Below are 18,503 nucleotides of genomic sequence, written 5' to 3' on the forward strand. Positions count from 1 at the left end.
ATCATTTTTTTTGTAGTAGCATACAGCAAAACTTGATCACCAAAAAGAGTAGTTATGATATCTTTTTCTCGCATACACATTAATACACCACATTACTTTTCACTCATTTTTTTATCGCTCTTTTTTTGTACTTCGACAAAAGAAAACTTAAATGATCTTCATAAACGCGCATACCAATCAGTTAAAAACAATCAGCCAGAAAAAGCATATCAACTATACAAAACAATACATGAATATACTCCAAAAGAGACCGCAATCGTGTACAACTTAGGATACATATGTAACTTAATTGGCGAACAAGAAGAAGCAATTACATGGTACAACAAAGCAATTGCGTTGGAACCGGATAACGAAAAAGCACATTTAGGAAGGGCAAAAGCACGTTTGGCAATTTGCGATTTTGAAAACGGATGGCCAGAATTTGAATATCGCATGGCTGATTATAAAACATATATAAAGCAGTTCACCCATCAAGATTTAACACCACAAAAATTAGCAGGAAAGCATATTTTTCTACGCGCAGAATGGGGACTTGGAGATATGATTCAGTTTGTTTTACCCTATGCAAAATTGCTCAAAAGTATAGGTGCTACCGTTATTGTTCAAACATTTGATGCTCTTATGTCTCTTTTTGCTTCATGTCCATATATTGATCAATTGATACCCGTTGGCAAAGCACCCTATTATTGCGATTTTCAAATTCCTTATTTAAGTTTACCTATGATTTTCAAAACAGATTTAGATAGCATTCCAGCGTCACCACCATATCTATTTGCTAATATAACATTGATTGAGCTATGGAAAAAAAAACTTGAGTGCGACCAAAACTTCAAAGTTGGTTTATGTTGGCATGCAAAACCGATTTATTTAGAAGAAAGTCCGTACACAAAACGATCAATTCCGCTGCAGTTGTTTGAGCCACTTTCGAGCATTGATGGTATTAGTTTTTATAGCTTACAAAAAATACACGGCATAGCAAAATTACAAAACTTACCAAAACAGTTTGTTATACACCATTTCGATAATGATTTTGATGAATCTAATGGCCGCTTTATGGATACCGCTGCACTTATTAAAAATATTGATTTAATTATTTCTGCTGATACATCAATTGTACATGTTGCTGGCTCACTTGGCGCTCAGACGTGGGTATTACTCCCCTATAATGCTGAGTGGCGATGGCAGAAAAAAAGAAATGATACTCCGTGGTACCCATATACTATGCGGCTTTTTAGACAGAAAAAACCTGGTGACTGGACAACTGTTATCGAAGAAGTGAAACATGCATTACAAGAACTTATTAACATGTAATATTTTTTTCTTTTTTCTTCTACTCATACCAACAAGCATTTATGCAGAACGACTAAGCCGCAAAGAAACAAATGCTACAATACATGAACTCAATCTGGCAAACAAGCTTTTTTGTGAACAAAAATATCTAGAGGCAATTGCAAGCTATAAAAAAGTAATCAAAATACTGCCCGATTGTGCTATGGCACATTTTAATTTGAGCATTGCATATGAAATAACACAAAATCTTGAACATGCACTCCAACATCTTAAAAAAGCTATTGAGCTCGATCCATGGCATGCAAAAGCGCATTATGCACTTGCACGATTATTGCATATCAAGAATCAACATAAACCAGGACTGCCGCTATGTACGAAAGCAACATACATTGATCCATATTTTTTTGAAGCTTACTATTTACTCGGTAATATATATAAAGCACTTAATAATGTGCCACAAGCAATACAAGCATACAGCAATGCACTACAACTCAAACCGCACCATAAGGATTTAGTAAACACATTATACAATCTTGCTTACACACTAAAAAATACTGATCACATCGATGAAGCAATCACGTGTTATCAAAAAGTTTTAAAGTGTGAACCACAGCACGCACATGCACATCTTGGTATTGCACAATGTTATTTAATACAGGGTAAGTTAAACAAGGGATTTGAAGAATTTGAGTGGCGTGCTCCAGAAATAAAAAAATTTAAACATTATGACTGGAAAAATGCCGATTTAACCGGCAAAACAATACTTGTTCGGTGCGAATGGGGATTTGGCGATTGCATACAATTTATTCGTTATCTAAAATTAATAAAAAATCAAGGTGCTCGTGTGATTCTACAATTATACAAGCCTCTTGTAGATCTTTTTGCTTTGTGTCCTTATATCGATAAGATTGTTCAATCAGGACATATTTTTCCAAAACATGATATTCAAATTCCGTTGCTCAGTTTACCACATATATTCGGCACAACACTTGAAACTATACCAACCGAAGTGCCGTATATATTTGCAGATAGGCAATTAATAGGGCACTGGCAAAAAAAACTTCCAACCAAAAAAATAAACATCGGTATTTGTTGGTGTGGTAGTGGCGACCATAAAGCACTACCTTCATTGAACAAAAACATTCAACTTGCAACATTTGATCCACTTGCACAATTGCAAAACATTCAGCTATATAGTCTACAAAAAATACATGGGTATAAAGAACTACAAAACTGTACATTTAATTTGCATATTTTTGACGAAACATTCGATAGAGATAACGGTCGCTTTATGGATACAGCTGCCATCATGAAAAATCTTGACTTGATAATAACAATAGATACTTCAATTGCTCATTTGGCAGGAGCACTTGGCGTGCCTGTTTGGGTCTTATTGCCATATAAAGCGGATTGGCGCTGGATGCTCAACAAAACCAACTCTCCATGGTATCCAACCATGCGATTATTCAGACAAAAAAAACCAGGTGATTGGGAAACCGTCATACAAGAAATTATTAAGGAACTTTCATGAAAAAAAAGGTATATTTACTTTTGTTACTCTTTCTTACCGCTAAGCTATCTTGCATAGTAGACAATAACACACACTGGTTTGATCAAGGTGTAAATGCATTCAACAATAAAGACTATCAGCACGCATTAGATTTGTTTAAAAAAACAATACACCTCACTCCATACTCAATAAATGCATATTTTAATGCTGGACTCTGTTGTATGCACCTAATAAGATGGAAACAAGCTGCCAACTATTTTAAGAAAGCAGCCAACCAAAATACTCGTCATTTCAATGCGCATTTTTATTGTGCTCGCTCATTGCGAAATGCAAAAAAAATACACGAAGCTATTGAAATGTTTACGCGTGCAATAGCACTAAACCCTAATGATATCGACGCGCAGTTTGAACTTGGTGTTTTATACACACAACAATATGTATATGACAAGGCACTTGATTGTTATGATGCCGTATTAAAAATCGCACCACAGTGTATTGATGCCTTACGTAATGCCGGACACACTGCTCGCTACAAAGGCGATATGAGACGTGCAGCAGATTATTATAAACGTGGTATCACACTTAAGCCCAATCAAGCACACCTGCAATATGGACTTGGTGAATCATTGCTTGCACTCGGTGACTTTAAAAATGGTTGGGATGCATTTGAGCATCGCTGGAAACGCATGCCCGATAAAAGAAAATTTAGCGATAAGCAGTGGGACGGAAAAACTGACTTATGCGGGAAAAAAATTGTCGTTCGTGCAGAGTATGGCCAAGGCGATTCGATACAATTTATTCGCTATGCACAGTTGCTAAAAAAAATGGGTGCCATCGTTATTTTTGAAACACAGCATACACTTCTAGATTTACTTAATACATCTCCATATATAGATAAGTTAATCATGGTAAATGAAAACAAACCACTTAATATTGAACATGATTATCAAATTCCCATTATGAGTTTACCACATGTTTTTAACACCTGGTCTGAGCATGATATTCCAAATAACGTTCCGTATATATGGGCACAACCAGAACTTGTTGATTCTTGGAAACAAAAAATCGCACACGATACAAATTTTAAAATTGGTATTTGCTGGCAAGGCAGCCCGTACTATGAAAAGTTTAAATCACCCCTTTCGCGAAAAGCAGTACCTGTCAAATTATTTGCAGAACTTGCACGCATAGATGGGGTAAGTGTATATAGCTTACAGAAAATAAATGGACTTGAAGAATTAAAAGAACTCAGTAACAATATTGTTATTCACTCATATAATGATTTTGACTATTCCCACGGCCGCTTTATGGATACGGCTGCACTCATTAAAAATCTTGATTTAGTCATCACTGTAGATACATCTGTTGCACATCTTGCTGGTGCACTTGGTGCACCTACTTGGGTACTATTACCCTATGTCGCTGATTGGCGCTGGATGCAACATCGTTCTGACTGTCCTTGGTATCCAACAATGCAATTATTTCGACAGATAGAACCTGACAACTGGCAAAGTGTAATGAATGAAATTATTATCACTTTAGTAAAAGAAAAATTAAGCAACTTAAAAAATTCTTCCTCAGACTCCAAGGCTAACTCTCAAAAACTCTTATAAATAAGCATATATAACTTCCATTCTTCTATTTACTTGATACGCCACCTAAGAATTTATAATAGTCATTATACATAATGTTAAATTTTGCATAGGAGAAACAATGAAAAAACACATTTTTATTTTTATAACGTTCATGTCTATAAGCCACAAAACCATCTTTTGTATGGATGAAAAACAAATTCATAAACACAATCAAGAAAAATTCAGAAAAACAGTACAAAGGTACGAAAGCGAAAAACTTATTTTGGCCCTCAATGATGGAGATATTAAGCTAGCAAAAACTCTTATTACCTTTGGATGGATAGATTTTTCACAAAATAATAATTATTACCCAACTATCTCTTATTTAATAAGCACATTGCGCAATGAAGAAATAGACAAAGCAATGCAAAAACGAGTCGGTACACAGAAAGCCAAAGAACTTATCTGTGCAATACAAAAAAAAGACATACAAAAGGCTGAGAAACTTATTAATCAGAATTGGATTGATTATTCAACTACAGACAAAAACAACAAAACATTTGCACAGCTGATATACGAATTAGATAATCCAAAAGTCACTATTGCTTTTATAATGAATGCACCAGATAAATTTACCAGCCCACTTATTATCAAAAATCAGAAAGACCTTGATGCTGATGCTATTAAAGCAGATCAAAATCATAATCAAAGAATAAAACATAGTGCTCCAGAAGAGATTAAATACCTCGATAAACTTAGGAACAACAAAACACAATAATTACGCTTTTTATTACAATAGCTTAAGACAACACTTCTTTTTTTCGTTACACTGTCAATACCAATGGAGTAACATGAATAGGGTATAACAGATGGATTTTAACCAATTTTTGCAAACACAATTAAACACAGAACAAAAAAAAGCAGTTGAACATAAAAGAGGACCTTTATTGGTTGTTGCTGGTGCAGGATCTGGTAAAACACGAGTGATCACTGCACGCATTACCCATCTGATTACCAATCATGGAATAAACCCTTCAGCAATTGTTGCACTTACATTTACCAATAAAGCAGCACAGGAAATGAAAGAGCGTATTCAACATTTTTTGGGTCATGAAACAAAAGAACTTCCATTTATTGGTACATTTCACTCATATTGCTTATTATTAATCAAAAAAAATCAGCACCTTCTGGATAGTCCATTTTTTTCCGTCATGGACGAAGATGATCGCACCAAGTTGATCAGCTCAATTTTAAAACGCAATAACTTACAAAAGCAAATCACACCCAAAAGCCTCGGTTACCAAATATCACATATAAAGAATCATATTATTGATCCTGATACACCGGCATTTTATCGTGATAATCGTATGATTGTAGATGTATATCATACATATGAGAAAGAAAAAAAACTCAGTAAATGTTTTGATTTTGATGATTTATTACTTGAGGGACTCAGGCTTTTTGAAAAAAACAATACGCATAATAAATATATAAATACGAGCTTTAAACAAGAATTCCATGAAACCGTTAAGCATATTTTAGTTGATGAATATCAAGATACGAATATAGTACAACATACACTTTTGAAACAAATGACAAAAGATGGAGACAAAATAGTTGCCGATTCTATATGTGTTGTTGGCGATGAAGATCAATCTATTTACTCATGGCGCGGTGCTACTGTAGCCAACATTATGAACTTTAAAAAAGATTTTCCAAATACTACCGTTATTACCATTGAGCAAAACTATCGTTCAGTTCAACCCATTTTAAGCATTGCCAACCAAGTAATTACTCATAACATGGAACGCAATCCAAAAAAATTATGGTCAAAAAAAACAGGAAATAATCGTGTTCGTGCCCTTTCCTGTTTATCTGAGTATCAAGAAGCACAAGCAATTGCACAATTACTGAAAATCATCATGCAACAAAAAAAACAAACATCTGTTGCAATACTTTATCGTACACACTTTCAATCGCGTGCAATAGAAGAAACACTTATCAAACAAAATATTCCCTACAAAATCATTGGTGGTATTAATTTCTATGAACGTAAAGAAATCAAGGATATCCTTGCTTATCTGCGCTTAGTAGTAAACCCATTCGATCGAACATCATTGTTTCGTATTATAAACACACCAACACGTGGCTTAGGCCCAGCAGTAGAAGAATTAATTCATGGTCACTGGAAAGATCAACCTTTTTTAAGTTTTAAAAACATCCTGACAAATCTTATTGAACAAAAGAACATTGTGGGAAAAAAAGCTGCTATTATACAACAATTTTTACTTTTTTTTCATGAAGTTGATATACAAACGGACCCATATAGAGCAATTGAGTATTTTATTATAAAAACACGCTATTTAACTTATTTAAAAGATTCGTATGACACGCAAGAAGCAACAATACGTATTGATAACGTTAATGAGTTATTAAACGCAATTAAGCACTTTACAACACAGGGCGTTAACACAATAGAACAACTTTTAGATCAAGTTGCTCTCATGCAGGAACATAAAACGAATCAAGAAAACGAAAAAAATCCAATACTCATGATGACACTACACGCAGCGAAAGGGTTAGAATTCGATACAGTGATTATCACTGGGCTAGAAGATGGTTTATTACCAAGCTCACGATCTTTGCAAGAAATGAGTAAAATTGAAGAAGAACGCCGTTTATTTTATGTAGGCATTACAAGAGCAAAAGAGCATTTACTTCTGACTCGAGCACGTTATCGGTATACCTACAGCAAGATGGTTGATCAATTTCCATCACGATTTTTAAAAGAAATACCATCAAACATTGTTAATGAACACGACATTTCGCAACAAAATGAAACACAACATCGTTTATTTTTTGCCGATTGGCTTGGTATACAGATAGATACGGCTCCAATATATACATTTAGTAGTAATACATCTTTTTCTCGTCAAAAAATGAAACCCAACAACTCAGTAATGCACGCAGCAAAAAAGTTCGAAGCTAATGCATTTGATGAACCATTCAAAAAAGCACAAGTAACGTTACATCAAGCTTCATCTTATAAGCAAGCGCATGCAAGTACAGATTTGCAAGAAGCTCATACTCTACAAAATGGCGGATGGAAAAAAAATCATCCAGTTAAACATCAGAAATTCGGCGTTGGTACAATACAAAGCATTGAAAAAAGATCAGATGCTGTTTATCTCACCGTTAACTTTAGAGTGGGAACAAAGAAAATATCATCAAAATTTGTACAAAAGGTTTAATGAGCTCTGATTACTCTGTTGGCAATATAGTACGAACTTGTTCGCGGCTTGCTGTGGCACCAATCGTTAATGGTGCAGCAAATGATTTACCTTGATACATCAGCGCATTTTCATCACGCATCATGCTGATAATATCAGCATCTTCATCAAGAATAACATCTGTACCAATAGTTTTACCATTCGGCAAACGTACTCCTTGCCCTGGCGTAATAAAATAACCATCTTTAGTTCGCACAACCATATACTCTTTTTCTTGAATTGTCGGATTATCTTTTACATATGGTCCCGACCATTTTTCAGGATAGGCCAAATTAGCGGTGCCAACCTCTGAACCAACAAAACCATCTTTTTTTATGGTCAAAAAATTTATCCAGTTTTGCTGATAATCAAAATCAATAATTTTGCAATCTCTATCTATTTTTTCCAAGATAGTCTTTAGTTGTGCAATTTCATTGATCATAATATCAGCAGTATGTATTGGCGCTCGATATAACAAACTAATAATAGCAATACCAATAAGCGCTAAAAAAACAAACACGATTAAGGTAGGAACAAGATAGCCATACAATATATTATTCTTCATCATCTCCCCACAGTGTACTGGTTTCATACATTATCAACAGCACTATGATAGTAAATATGTAAAGAATAACGCTACAGATCAAAAAAAATTAACTCAAAAATAATAAACAATCAATAATCAATTTTCACAGCTTTGCGAACGCCAGCCATCGTATCTTGTGCAACCTCACGAGCTCGTGCAGTACCATCAAGAAGTATCTGCATCACCCTCTGTGAATCTCTTGCAAATTCAGCTCTTCGTATGCGAATAGGATCAAGAAAATTATTGAGTACATCAATCAAGCGTTTTTTAAGTTTAACATCGCCAAGGCCACCCTTTTTATAGTGCTGTTTAAGTTTACAAATTTCTTCTTGATCTGGATCAAAAATATCAAGATAATCAAAAACAATATTACCTTCAATTTTACCAGGATCTTCCACGCGAATATGATCTGGATCAGTATACATTTGCATAACCTTTTGCGCGACAGTATCAGCATTATCACTCAAAAAAATTGCATTGCCTAATGATTTACTCATTTTCGCTTTACCGTCAACTCCCGGTAAACGTGCAATTTTTGGCACTAACGCTTCTGCCTCTACTAATACATCAGTATTATATGTTCTGTTAAATGCACGTACAATTTCGTTTGTCTGCTCAATCATAGGAATTTGGTCTGCACCAACAGGCACCAATGATCCTTTGACCACGGTAATATCTGCAACTTGATGTACTGGATACATCAAAAAACCTGCTGTTACTGTATCACCAACTCCCTTCTGTAAAATTTCTGTTTTTACTGTTGGATTACGGCGCAAACGATTCACTGTAACAAAGTTTAAATATAAAATAGTTAACTCAGCAATTTCTGGAATCATTGACTGAATAAAAATAGTCGATTTTGTAGGATCAATACCGACTGCCAAATAATCAAGCATAACCTGTAACACATTGTCTCTAACTTTTTGCGGATTATCAAAATTATCAGTCAATGCTTGTACATCTGCAACTAAAATATATTGTTTATACTCATTTTGTAGCTTTACACGATTTTCTAATGTACCAACATAATGTCCTAGATGCAGTTTTCCTGTTGGCCTATCTCCAGTTAAAACAATCTTTTCTATCATACCTTATTCCCAAAAATATTTTTTTATCTGAAATATTATAATGTAGAGTGTATACGCATTGCTACTTTTGATCAATCAATGCTACACTCGATATATACCAATGAAGTAAACAAGTAAAGATTAAAAATAGAAAGAGCTACATTAAGCCCTCTGTACAAACACAGCCAGTTTTTCTAGCATCAGTACTATTACAAAAAAGGATACGTGATGAACTGGTATTTTTTTGGATGGCGAGATACTATCGAGATTATTTTTTTTAGTTCAGTTTTCTACGGTTTCAGCCTATGGTTAAAAGCAGATCGCCAAAAAAATCTTTTGGGTTATTTTTATCTGTATTGCATGTGTGCATTTGGTGCACACTACCTACAATTAACAACCATAAGCACTTTTTTACTAATGACTGCGCCAGCCACCATTGCTCTGTTTATTACTTTGCACCAACAAGTATTACAACGTAATTTTATTACTCTAAAAAACATACGACCTGTAATGCACAACACTGGCAATTGGATAGAAACACTTATTCGCGGTTGCTTAGTTGCTATGAATAAAAATAACGATATTCTATGTATTATTGAACACACAGATAGCTTAGAAGATATAATTGATATTGGCGTTTTTTTAACAACGTATATACATGAGGATATTTTAGAGCTTTTCATAGAAAGCCCTGGATTTGACAAAGATAAATTCATAGTAGTTACCACAAGTGGCCAACTACGAGGTATAAACAGCGAGTTTTGCAAGATCATTAATAAAAAATGGATTAATGAAGAAATAAAAAAATTACCCACTTGGCAACAACAAGGACTTGGTTTAACAAACACAACAGATGCAATTGTTCTCAAATCACACGCCACTCATCATACATTTACTATCATTGTATCTAGCACTATATACACCCATGTCGATGCCCGCAATACCGTCAAATTACTAACTCAATACATTAGAAATAAAAAAATATATCACTACCAAGGAACCTACCATGGCACACACTATACTCAGTACACTCAGAAAGAACATCAGTCTTAAATTACTTTCATTTATCATTGGCTATTTTTTCTGGGCAATATTTAGCCAATCTCGTATGATTACAATATCAATTGATATTCCATTATCATTTTACAACGTTACTCAAAATATAAAAATAAGCGCACCAGAAACAATTAAAGCCACACTACATGGTAAGCGCATATATTTTGATACACTTGATATTTACGCGCTCGCCTTTCATATTAATGCAGAGAAGCTTCAGGAAGGTAAACACCTATTGCGCATCTTTGATAGTCAACTTTTTTTACCTGATGGTATTACCCTGGTAAACTATATGCCATCACCGCTTATGATACAAATAGACAAAAAAGAATCAAAGGAAGCGCAATAAGCATGAGAAAAAATTTGTTTGGTACTGATGGAATAAGGGGACCCGTTGGCAATCAACCACTTACACAACAATCACTGATACGGCTTGGCAATGCTCTAGGGCAATGGGTTATACAGTTTCATGGCGAAAATAAAACAATCTTAATCGGACACGATACAAGAAAATCATGCTCTTTTATCAAAGCAGCTTTACATACCGGTCTATTACTCAATCCAATCACTATATATGATGCACAAGTGCTACCAACACCAACAGTATCACAACTTGTTCAAAAAACAGACTTGTTTGCATGTGGTATCATTATTTCTGCCTCACATAATCCACACCAAGACAATGGTATTAAGCTCATTACTAAACATGGTAAACTTGGTGAAGAAGACGAAACAATGTTAACAGAGCTCTTTTACGAAAATGAAAAAAATAAAATTCATTATAATCATCTTGGTACTCAAGAATCATGGCCAGATGGACAACGACTATATAGCGCACACGTAGCTTCTTTTTTTGAGCCTAACTTTTTACGTGGAATTACAGTTGCACTTGATTGTGCACATGGTGCCACATATAAAATAGCACCATCACTATTTAAACAATTTGGTGCCTACACGCACGTTATAAACAGACATCCAAATGGCACAAATATAAATCATGAATGTGGTTCTGTATACCCAGAACAACTACAAAAAGAAGTAATTAAGCATAATGCTGATGCCGGCTTTGCTTTTGATGGAGATGGAGATCGCGTTATAGCCGTCAACAAAAATGGCGAAGTAAAAAATGGTGACGATATTCTTGCATTGCTACTTGCCCATAGCAACTATAAAAAACAATCTGCACTCGTTGGCACATGTATTACTAATTATGGATTCGAACGTTTTTTACAGCAACATGATAAAAAGCTTATCAGGGCTGCCGTCGGCGACAAATATGTTGTTCAAAAACTGTATGAGCATGACCTACTACTTGGAGGCGAACAATCTGGACACATCATCATGCGTGATTACCTCGATAGCGGTGACGGTATATTCACTGCACTACGTGTATTACAAACTATGATACAAACAAGCAATTGGACAATGAATAGTTTTACTACGTATCCACAAGTTCAAATTAACATTCCTATTTACGAAAAAAAAGATTTATCGAAAGAACCAATTGCATCCATAATTGCCACCCATAAGACACGCTTACCTGACGGACGACTCGTAGTACGATACTCTGGCACTGAAAATGTACTCCGTATTATGGTAGAAGATACTGATGCCACACATGCTGAATTTTTGGCACACGATCTATCCCATGCTCTGCAAAATCAATTATAATATTAACCAATACAGGATCTCTGATGCTGATAACACATATTTGTAACTTAATAAAACAATTTTTGAGCGGTTTTTTTTCTTTTTTATGGTCACTTTTTCTCAATGGTTTGCTCACTATTTTGCCTCTTATTGCAACCATTGGATTTTTTCATCTTTCTCTTAAATTACTTAAAAACTGGCTTGAACCAATTCGCCAATGGAAGCCAAAAGCAATCGAGCAATTTCCACTCATAGAAAAAGTAATAACCTTTTTATTTGAGAATATACCCTACTTTGAAATTATTGTTGCATTTATAATTATACTCATTGTTGGTATTATTGTACGAGTTGTTCTTTTAAAAACAATTATCAGCGGTATTGAAGCACTTCTTTTAAAGCTTCCTCTCATTCGCCCGGTATATTCTGGAATAAAGCAACTAACAGCAGCACTTGACCCACAAAACGAGCTTGTATTCCAAAAGGTAGTCCTTTTTGAGTTTCCTCGCCATGGCGCATATAGTATCGGATTTTTAACAGGAGAAGTACCAATTGGACTTGCACCAAATAATACAGAAAAATTTTTTAGTGTATATGTACCGACAACACCAAACCCAACAAGCGGTTTTTATATTATTATGGCAGAAAAAGATTTAACAATAACTAATCTGACCCGCCAAGAAGCGACTACAATTATTATTTCTGGTGGCATTATTCAACCCGAACGATTTAATAGCAAAAACCTATCCCAAAATTCATAGGCAACTCAATATATGAAATATAGCGGCAGTTTAAACTGCCGCTATTTGGTTTTCAACCTTCTTGTTTAATCAAGTAATAATACCCAACTAATTCACCAATACTTTTTAATCAAGATTTTTTTATTAAGCGATAATATTGCCATATAGAATCTTCATATCCACCACCCAGATTATTGTATAGTCACCTCTGCAATAATCTTTATTATCGCATCAAATCTTTCAGATTCATTATTTTTATCATAATTTACAATGTCCAATCCTTTATCATCAACAATTTTAACTATTTTGAACACACCATATGATTTTATAAATTTCCCCTTTTTTCTAACCTCTTTATCCTTGTACGTAACTGTAAAAACCACATCACCATGTCCTTCTTTAGTATAAATCTTTTCTATAGAATTCAATTTCTCCCTGACATTTTTTATATTTTTGCCAAGATCTATAAATACTTTTTTTATTACATTCTTAACATTTTCCTTTTGTATTTTAAGTCTATCTGAAGCAAAAAATACTATGTTATTTAAATAGATATCAAAATTAACATATTTATTTTCTTTGTCATGAGAATATATAGCAGAAACTGTAATTTCGTTTTCTTTATTAATCCTTTTTTCAATTTTTTTCTTTTTGTTTAAAATTTCTCTAACAAGATCATCAACCAAACTACCTATATTTTTTTCTTCAAAGAAATTATATATATCTTTGTCTGAAAAAAACTCACCTATATTTTCTTCACCTCCCGGTGTAGATGTTGATGAAAATTGGCTCTGGCTCATAGCTTTAATAATTTTTAGTGCTGCATTAAGTTTATCTTCTTCAGATCTTATAACGAATGCAATGGATTCTTCTTCTTCCTCTTCTATTTGTTTAAAATGTATGTTAATCATATTTTTTTTGTTGGTTTTAGTAAAGTCAGCCTCTTGTGTAATATTTTTATCATTATACGTAATGGTAAAATTTATATTACCTGTTTGTTCTTTAGAATTTTCTATTCCATCCAACACATTCTTTATATTTTTTATATTTTCTCCATGCGATATAAGTGCATTTTTTATTACTGATTTAACCTTTTGTCTATTCTCTTTAAGATTACCCTTTTCAAGGATGACTTTGTTGTCGTCACTTCCATTAAAAAAATTTTTATTATTTAAATACATATCAAACTGAACAGATGTGACACCTTTGGATACCCCAACAAACGTTGAGAGAACTAAAAGTCTGATTTTTTGACCATCTTTTAAAAGTATTTTTTCGTATTGAATTTCAATTGAATCGGATTCTACTAATTCTTCAACTTCTCCAATTACAATCTCTTCGGCCAATTCTCTGGCTAATACATCTATTTCTTTGATATCTTTTTGTGTAAAAAAGTTATTAGATCTTAAAAATGAAGGCCTGTACTGATACAATAAATAACCAGTACCAACTATAGCTAGAGCTCCAATACCAGCTTTTTTTGGATTTTCTTTTATCCATTTAAAGAGATACTGACTTGTATCCAAAATGCGTTGAAAACTTGGCAAGTTGTAGCTACCAAACCACCCACCGGCAGAAGGCCCTTGCTGCGCTCGTAGCACCGGGCTTATACATAATGTAATTACCATAATTAATGACACACAGTATTTTTGAACCATATTCTCTCCTTGATTGATCGCACAGCATAATTTTATTGTTTTAATTATATCACTTCAACATTGAGAAAATCAATATATTAATACAAATAGAGAAACTGAGCACACCTGGTCTACTCACTATAAAAAAACTATCTGTGTTTTAATTTTTTTAGATAGAGACTAAATAATACTACTCAATAAAGAATTGAGAATAAAATAGATCAAATACTCCTGAATCACCGCCATTTTTGAGAGAGAAATCAATTTCATACATACGTTCATGTGCTTTTTTAATATTATTTAATGGGAGAGTGCGCCAATCTTTACGCAAAAAGCTAAATGGCAAACGAAATCCAGCCTCTCGTGCTGTAGAAATATTACCTTGCCGTGTAAGATAAACATAATGATATGCCCTCCATAGCTGCTCAGACCAAAATACACACCAAAATTGTGGCGAATATGCGTCAACAAGTTTTGACCATTGCACAAAAAAAGAAGTTGGTTGCCGAGCAAAAAAATATTGACTCAATAAAAAAAGGGACTGCTGTGGTACAATCAAGGCATCAAGCCATTCATTCATAAAATCTCGTTGAGCGCTACCAAGAACTTGCACATACTGAAGAACTAAACATGCAGTATCAAGAGAAATAGTTTTATATTTTTTGAATAACAATAATGCAAAAGTTTTATACACACTCGCATCATCGATCAAAAGATGTGCAAGTGCCAAAAATAGTTTTTGATCAATCGCGACGGGAACCTGAATAGTAATGCTTTTTTTTAAAAATTTTGCAAACACTGTATCTGAAGCAAATAACATGATCCTATTTGGGCCAGAGTACATACGACAATAAGAAATAATTTGATTTCTTGACTTTGCATCTAACACAGAAATATCTGAAAGCCAATAGGTACTTTGTGTACCCAAAAAACACGTCTCAAATTGAGAAATTACTTGAGAAACGCTCATTTGTCTAAGATCAATTCGTTGAACTTGTAGTAACTTTTCTTGTTTGAGCTTAGTTAATAACAACGAAAAAAAGAGTAATGGATACTTTTTACCTGTAAAAAAAATAAGAGGAACATCAGTAAAAATAGCAGTAAACGTTTTTTTTAGACCACTATCCAAAAATTGTTCAAAATTCATGCCAATTATTGTAACGTTTTCTGCCGATTTGCCAAACTAAAGAGCGAAACCTTATCACGAGATTTAACCTCTGGACTAATTCTTTCAAACTCTTTAAATAGTTGAGAAACACCCTTAATAGCTAAAGTACGCATTGCATCAAATTGCTGCCAAGAAACAAGCGCTTTCTCACTCGATCCTTGAATTTCAATTACAGAACCTGACCGTGTCAACACAAAATTATAATCAGCATCTATTTGGCTGTCTTCTGCAAAATTAATATCAAGTAATGCAACACCGTCTGCAATGCCAACAGAAACCGCCGCAATACCATCAACTAAATAATCTTCGACCGATCCTCCAGTAAGAATTCCCTTATACAACCACGTTTGTATAGCCTGACGTAATGCAAGATACGAGCCTGAAATAGCAGCTGTTCTTGTACTTCCATCAGCATGTAACACATCGCAATCAACAATAATTGTACGCTCACCAAACTTTTCTAATTTTATGATAGAACGTAAGGATCTACCAATTAAACGAGATATTTCGATTGACCGACTATTTTTCTTTACAGCCGATGAAGCTCGCTGCACCCGAATTCTCGTTGCCATTGGCAACATAGAATACTCCGCCGTGAGCCAACCTGTCTTGGTTCCCTTTAAAAATGGTGGAACATGTTGCTGCATACTCACAGAACACAAAACTTTGGTATTTCCCAACTCGATTAAAACATTGCCTGGTGCTTGGCCAAACGCATTATACGTAACCGTAACTTTTCTCATGCGATCTGCCGCACGATTACCGACTCGTTTCATGTTATATTTCCATTTTTAATATAAAAAACCCCACGAATTTTAATCATGGGGATACAATACAACATCTTTGCTATTAAATAAATTACTATTGCATCATTTTCAAGCGAATTCTTCCTGTCTCAGGATCATAATCAACCACCTGGACTTTTACAGGATCACCGTTTTTGAAATCCTTCATAAAAGTACGTTGTTTATCGCGTGGAATATTAGAAACATGAACCAATCCATCTTGACCTGGTACAAGCTCAACAAAAAGGCCAAAGTCAACAACACGTCTAACAATACCATCAAATATAGAATTAATCTCTATCTGACCAGCTAACACTTTAATCCAGCCAACAGCCATATCCATATCCGCTTCCGGTCCACCAAAGATTTTGACTAATCCATCAGCATCAATATCAATAGAGTTACATTTTGTTTTTTCGATAATTTCACGAATTGTTTTTCCGCCTGCACCAATGATAGCGCCTATTTTGTCGGTATCAATTTGCATAGTAATAAGCTTCGGTACAAGTTCAGATAATGCAACATTTGGCTCACTCATTACCTTGCTCATTTCCTTCAAAATATGTAAACGACCCTGTCTGGCTTGAGTTAGAGATTTTTCAAAAACATCTCGAGATAATCCACCTTTATATTTTATATCCATTTGAATTGCTGTTATACCGTCTTGTGTACCAACAACTTTAAAATCCATTAAACCAAAAGCATCTTCAAATCCGGTAATATCTGAAAGAACTGCTAATTGGCCATCACGCCCTCTGAGCAAGCCCATTGCTATACCACTTACCATTTTCCTAATTGGTACACCAGCATGCATCAACCCCATAGTCGAACCGCACACAGTAGCCATAGATGTAGAACCATCCGAAGACAACATATCTGCAACAACACGTATGGTATAAGGAAACTCTTGCTTATGAGGTAGCATATACTTCAAAGATGACGCTGCTAAATTACCGTGACCAACCTCACGTCTACCTGGCCCACGCAACGGACGAACTTCCCCAACTGAAAATGGTGGAAAATTATAATCCAGCATAAACGTTTTTGCTGGTGCTTCGTCTTCCATAATACTTTCTACACGTTGCTCATCTTGACCACCACCAAGTGTTACCGTAACAAGTGCTTGCGTACCACCACGTTTAAACATTGCAGAACCATGGGTAAACGGTAATAATCCAACTTCAACATCAATTTTTCGAACTTGATCAAAAGTTCTATTATCAACACGTCTTTGCGTTTTGAGCATGTGATCGGTGATTTTTTTATTAATAATCTGTCCAAAAATAGTACCGATAACACCATCTGGTAATAATGCATCGTCAACCTCCTGAATGTACAGCTCTTCAAACTCTTTTTGAAGAGCTTTGAGGTAATTGTTTCGTTCAACTTTATCAGCAATGTACATATTTTTTATACGATCATCATTTAAAAAGTCACTAATTTTTTGCGACCATGAATCCCATTTGTACTCATCAGCATCTTCTTCTTTTGCTACACCAACTTCTTGCTGAATCTTTTCTTGCCACGTAACTTGCTCTTTAATTTTTTCATGCGCTTGGAACATAACATCAATAAACTCTTGCTCTGATATCTCGTTGCACTCACCTTCTACCATGCAAATACCTTCTTTTGTACCAGCAATAACCAAACGCACATCAGACTCTTTCTCTCTTGCATACAACGGGTTAAACACCCACTGCCCATTATTTACACGCCCAACCTCTATGACACCCACAGGACCCATAAATGGCATTTTTGATATTGTAAGCGCCAATGAACTTGCAAGCAATGCCAAAGGAGCAGGTTGATGTTTTTTATCAACAGAATAAACAGTTGTCAAAACTTGTACTTGGTTAAAATAGTTTTCTGGAAAAAGCGGACGGATAGCACGATCAACTAGCCGTGAAGTTAGCACTTCTTTTTCTGTTGATTTACCCTCTCGTTTGTAATAACCACCCGGAATTTTTCCGGCAGCAGCAAATTGCTCACGATAATCAACCGTCAACGGAAAAAAACCAGGAAAATCCTTACCCGCTGATGATACAACCGTTGCCAAGACAACCGTACCCCCTTGCTTAAGCCAAACAGCACCATCAGCTTGATCTGCAAATTTACCAAGTGTTACTTCATATCCAAATTCAGGTAGACTAAATGTTTTTCCCATCACTATAAAC

Annotated in this window: 15 protein-coding genes; 9 read left to right on the forward strand and 6 right to left on the reverse strand. The window is 34.8% G+C overall.

The genetic code is table 11. The features are described from left to right. The first annotated feature begins 54 nt into the window (after window positions 1-54). From KC460_01515 to KC460_01535, 5 genes are all read left to right on the forward strand, one after another. Window positions 55-1,311, forward strand: coding sequence for a tetratricopeptide repeat protein (locus tag KC460_01515; GenBank protein MCA9770031.1), 1,257 nt, complete (start codon window positions 55-57; stop codon window positions 1,309-1,311). Continuing rightward, window positions 1,283-2,821, forward strand: coding sequence for a tetratricopeptide repeat protein (locus KC460_01520; protein MCA9770032.1), 1,539 nt, complete (start codon window positions 1,283-1,285; stop codon window positions 2,819-2,821). Before KC460_01515 ends, KC460_01520 begins: the two co-directional genes overlap by 29 nt. Further along, the gene (locus tag KC460_01525) at window positions 2,818-4,413 is read left to right on the forward strand and encodes a glycosyltransferase family protein (GenBank protein MCA9770033.1); all 1,596 of its coding nucleotides are present in this window, start codon (window positions 2,818-2,820) and stop codon (window positions 4,411-4,413) included. The genes KC460_01520 and KC460_01525 overlap by 4 nt, the downstream gene beginning before the upstream one ends. A gap of 100 nt (window positions 4,414-4,513) precedes the next feature. Further along, complete coding sequence (locus KC460_01530; protein ID MCA9770034.1) at window positions 4,514-5,152, forward strand: hypothetical protein; 639 nt, start codon at window positions 4,514-4,516, stop codon at window positions 5,150-5,152. Window positions 5,153-5,243: 91 nt separating this feature from the next. Further along, window positions 5,244-7,625, forward strand: a complete 2,382-nt coding sequence (locus KC460_01535) for a UvrD-helicase domain-containing protein (GenBank protein ID MCA9770035.1) — start codon at window positions 5,244-5,246, stop codon at window positions 7,623-7,625. Between the two features lie 10 nt (window positions 7,626-7,635). On the opposite strand, the gene KC460_01540 is transcribed toward KC460_01535, so the two are convergent. Together KC460_01540 and trpS are read right to left on the reverse strand one after the other, a co-directional pair. Then, window positions 7,636-8,208 carry a hypothetical protein gene (locus tag KC460_01540; GenBank protein ID MCA9770036.1) on the reverse strand — a complete coding sequence of 191 codons (573 nt, stop codon included), beginning with the start codon at window positions 8,206-8,208 and terminating at the stop codon, window positions 7,636-7,638. A gap of 110 nt (window positions 8,209-8,318) precedes the next feature. Next, a complete protein-coding gene (trpS, locus tag KC460_01545) occupies window positions 8,319-9,317 on the reverse strand; it encodes a tryptophan--tRNA ligase (protein ID MCA9770037.1) in 999 nt (332 codons plus the stop codon). Between the two features lie 207 nt (window positions 9,318-9,524). On the opposite strand from trpS, the gene KC460_01550 reads away from it, so the two are divergent. The 4 genes from KC460_01550 to KC460_01565 are packed head-to-tail and all read left to right on the forward strand — an operon-like array spanning window position 9,525 to window position 12,760. Next, window positions 9,525-10,349, forward strand: coding sequence for a hypothetical protein (locus KC460_01550; protein MCA9770038.1), 825 nt, complete (start codon window positions 9,525-9,527; stop codon window positions 10,347-10,349). Continuing rightward, window positions 10,303-10,701: a hypothetical protein gene (locus KC460_01555; protein MCA9770039.1), complete on the forward strand. Its 399-nt coding sequence runs from the start codon at window positions 10,303-10,305 to the stop codon at window positions 10,699-10,701. The genes KC460_01550 and KC460_01555 overlap by 47 nt, the downstream gene beginning before the upstream one ends. 2 nt (window positions 10,702-10,703) lie before the next feature. Continuing rightward, the gene (locus KC460_01560; protein MCA9770040.1) at window positions 10,704-12,023 is read left to right on the forward strand and encodes a phosphoglucosamine mutase; all 1,320 of its coding nucleotides are present in this window, start codon (window positions 10,704-10,706) and stop codon (window positions 12,021-12,023) included. 23 nt (window positions 12,024-12,046) lie between these two features. Beyond that, entirely contained in the window at window positions 12,047-12,760 is a 714-nt protein-coding gene (locus KC460_01565; protein ID MCA9770041.1) for a DUF502 domain-containing protein, read from the forward strand. A 170-nt stretch (window positions 12,761-12,930) separates the two neighbouring features. Here the strand turns inward: KC460_01565 and KC460_01570 are convergent, their stop codons facing one another. From KC460_01570 to pnp, 4 genes are all read right to left on the reverse strand, one after another. Continuing rightward, a complete protein-coding gene (locus tag KC460_01570) occupies window positions 12,931-14,397 on the reverse strand; it encodes a hypothetical protein (GenBank protein MCA9770042.1) in 1,467 nt (488 codons plus the stop codon). A gap of 169 nt (window positions 14,398-14,566) precedes the next feature. Beyond that, window positions 14,567-15,523 carry a hypothetical protein gene (locus KC460_01575; GenBank protein MCA9770043.1) on the reverse strand — a complete coding sequence of 319 codons (957 nt, stop codon included), beginning with the start codon at window positions 15,521-15,523 and terminating at the stop codon, window positions 14,567-14,569. Window positions 15,524-15,528: 5 nt separating this feature from the next. Then, the gene (gene rph / locus KC460_01580; GenBank protein ID MCA9770044.1) at window positions 15,529-16,320 is read right to left on the reverse strand and encodes a ribonuclease PH; all 792 of its coding nucleotides are present in this window, start codon (window positions 16,318-16,320) and stop codon (window positions 15,529-15,531) included. An 85-nt stretch (window positions 16,321-16,405) separates the two neighbouring features. Next, the gene (gene pnp / locus KC460_01585; protein ID MCA9770045.1) at window positions 16,406-18,493 is read right to left on the reverse strand and encodes a polyribonucleotide nucleotidyltransferase; all 2,088 of its coding nucleotides are present in this window, start codon (window positions 18,491-18,493) and stop codon (window positions 16,406-16,408) included. Window positions 18,494-18,503 lie beyond the last annotated feature (10 nt).

The organism is Candidatus Dependentiae bacterium, from assembly GCA_020431705.1.
In the GTDB taxonomy this organism is placed as follows: domain Bacteria; phylum Babelota; class Babeliae; order Babelales; family Vermiphilaceae; genus JAGQHQ01.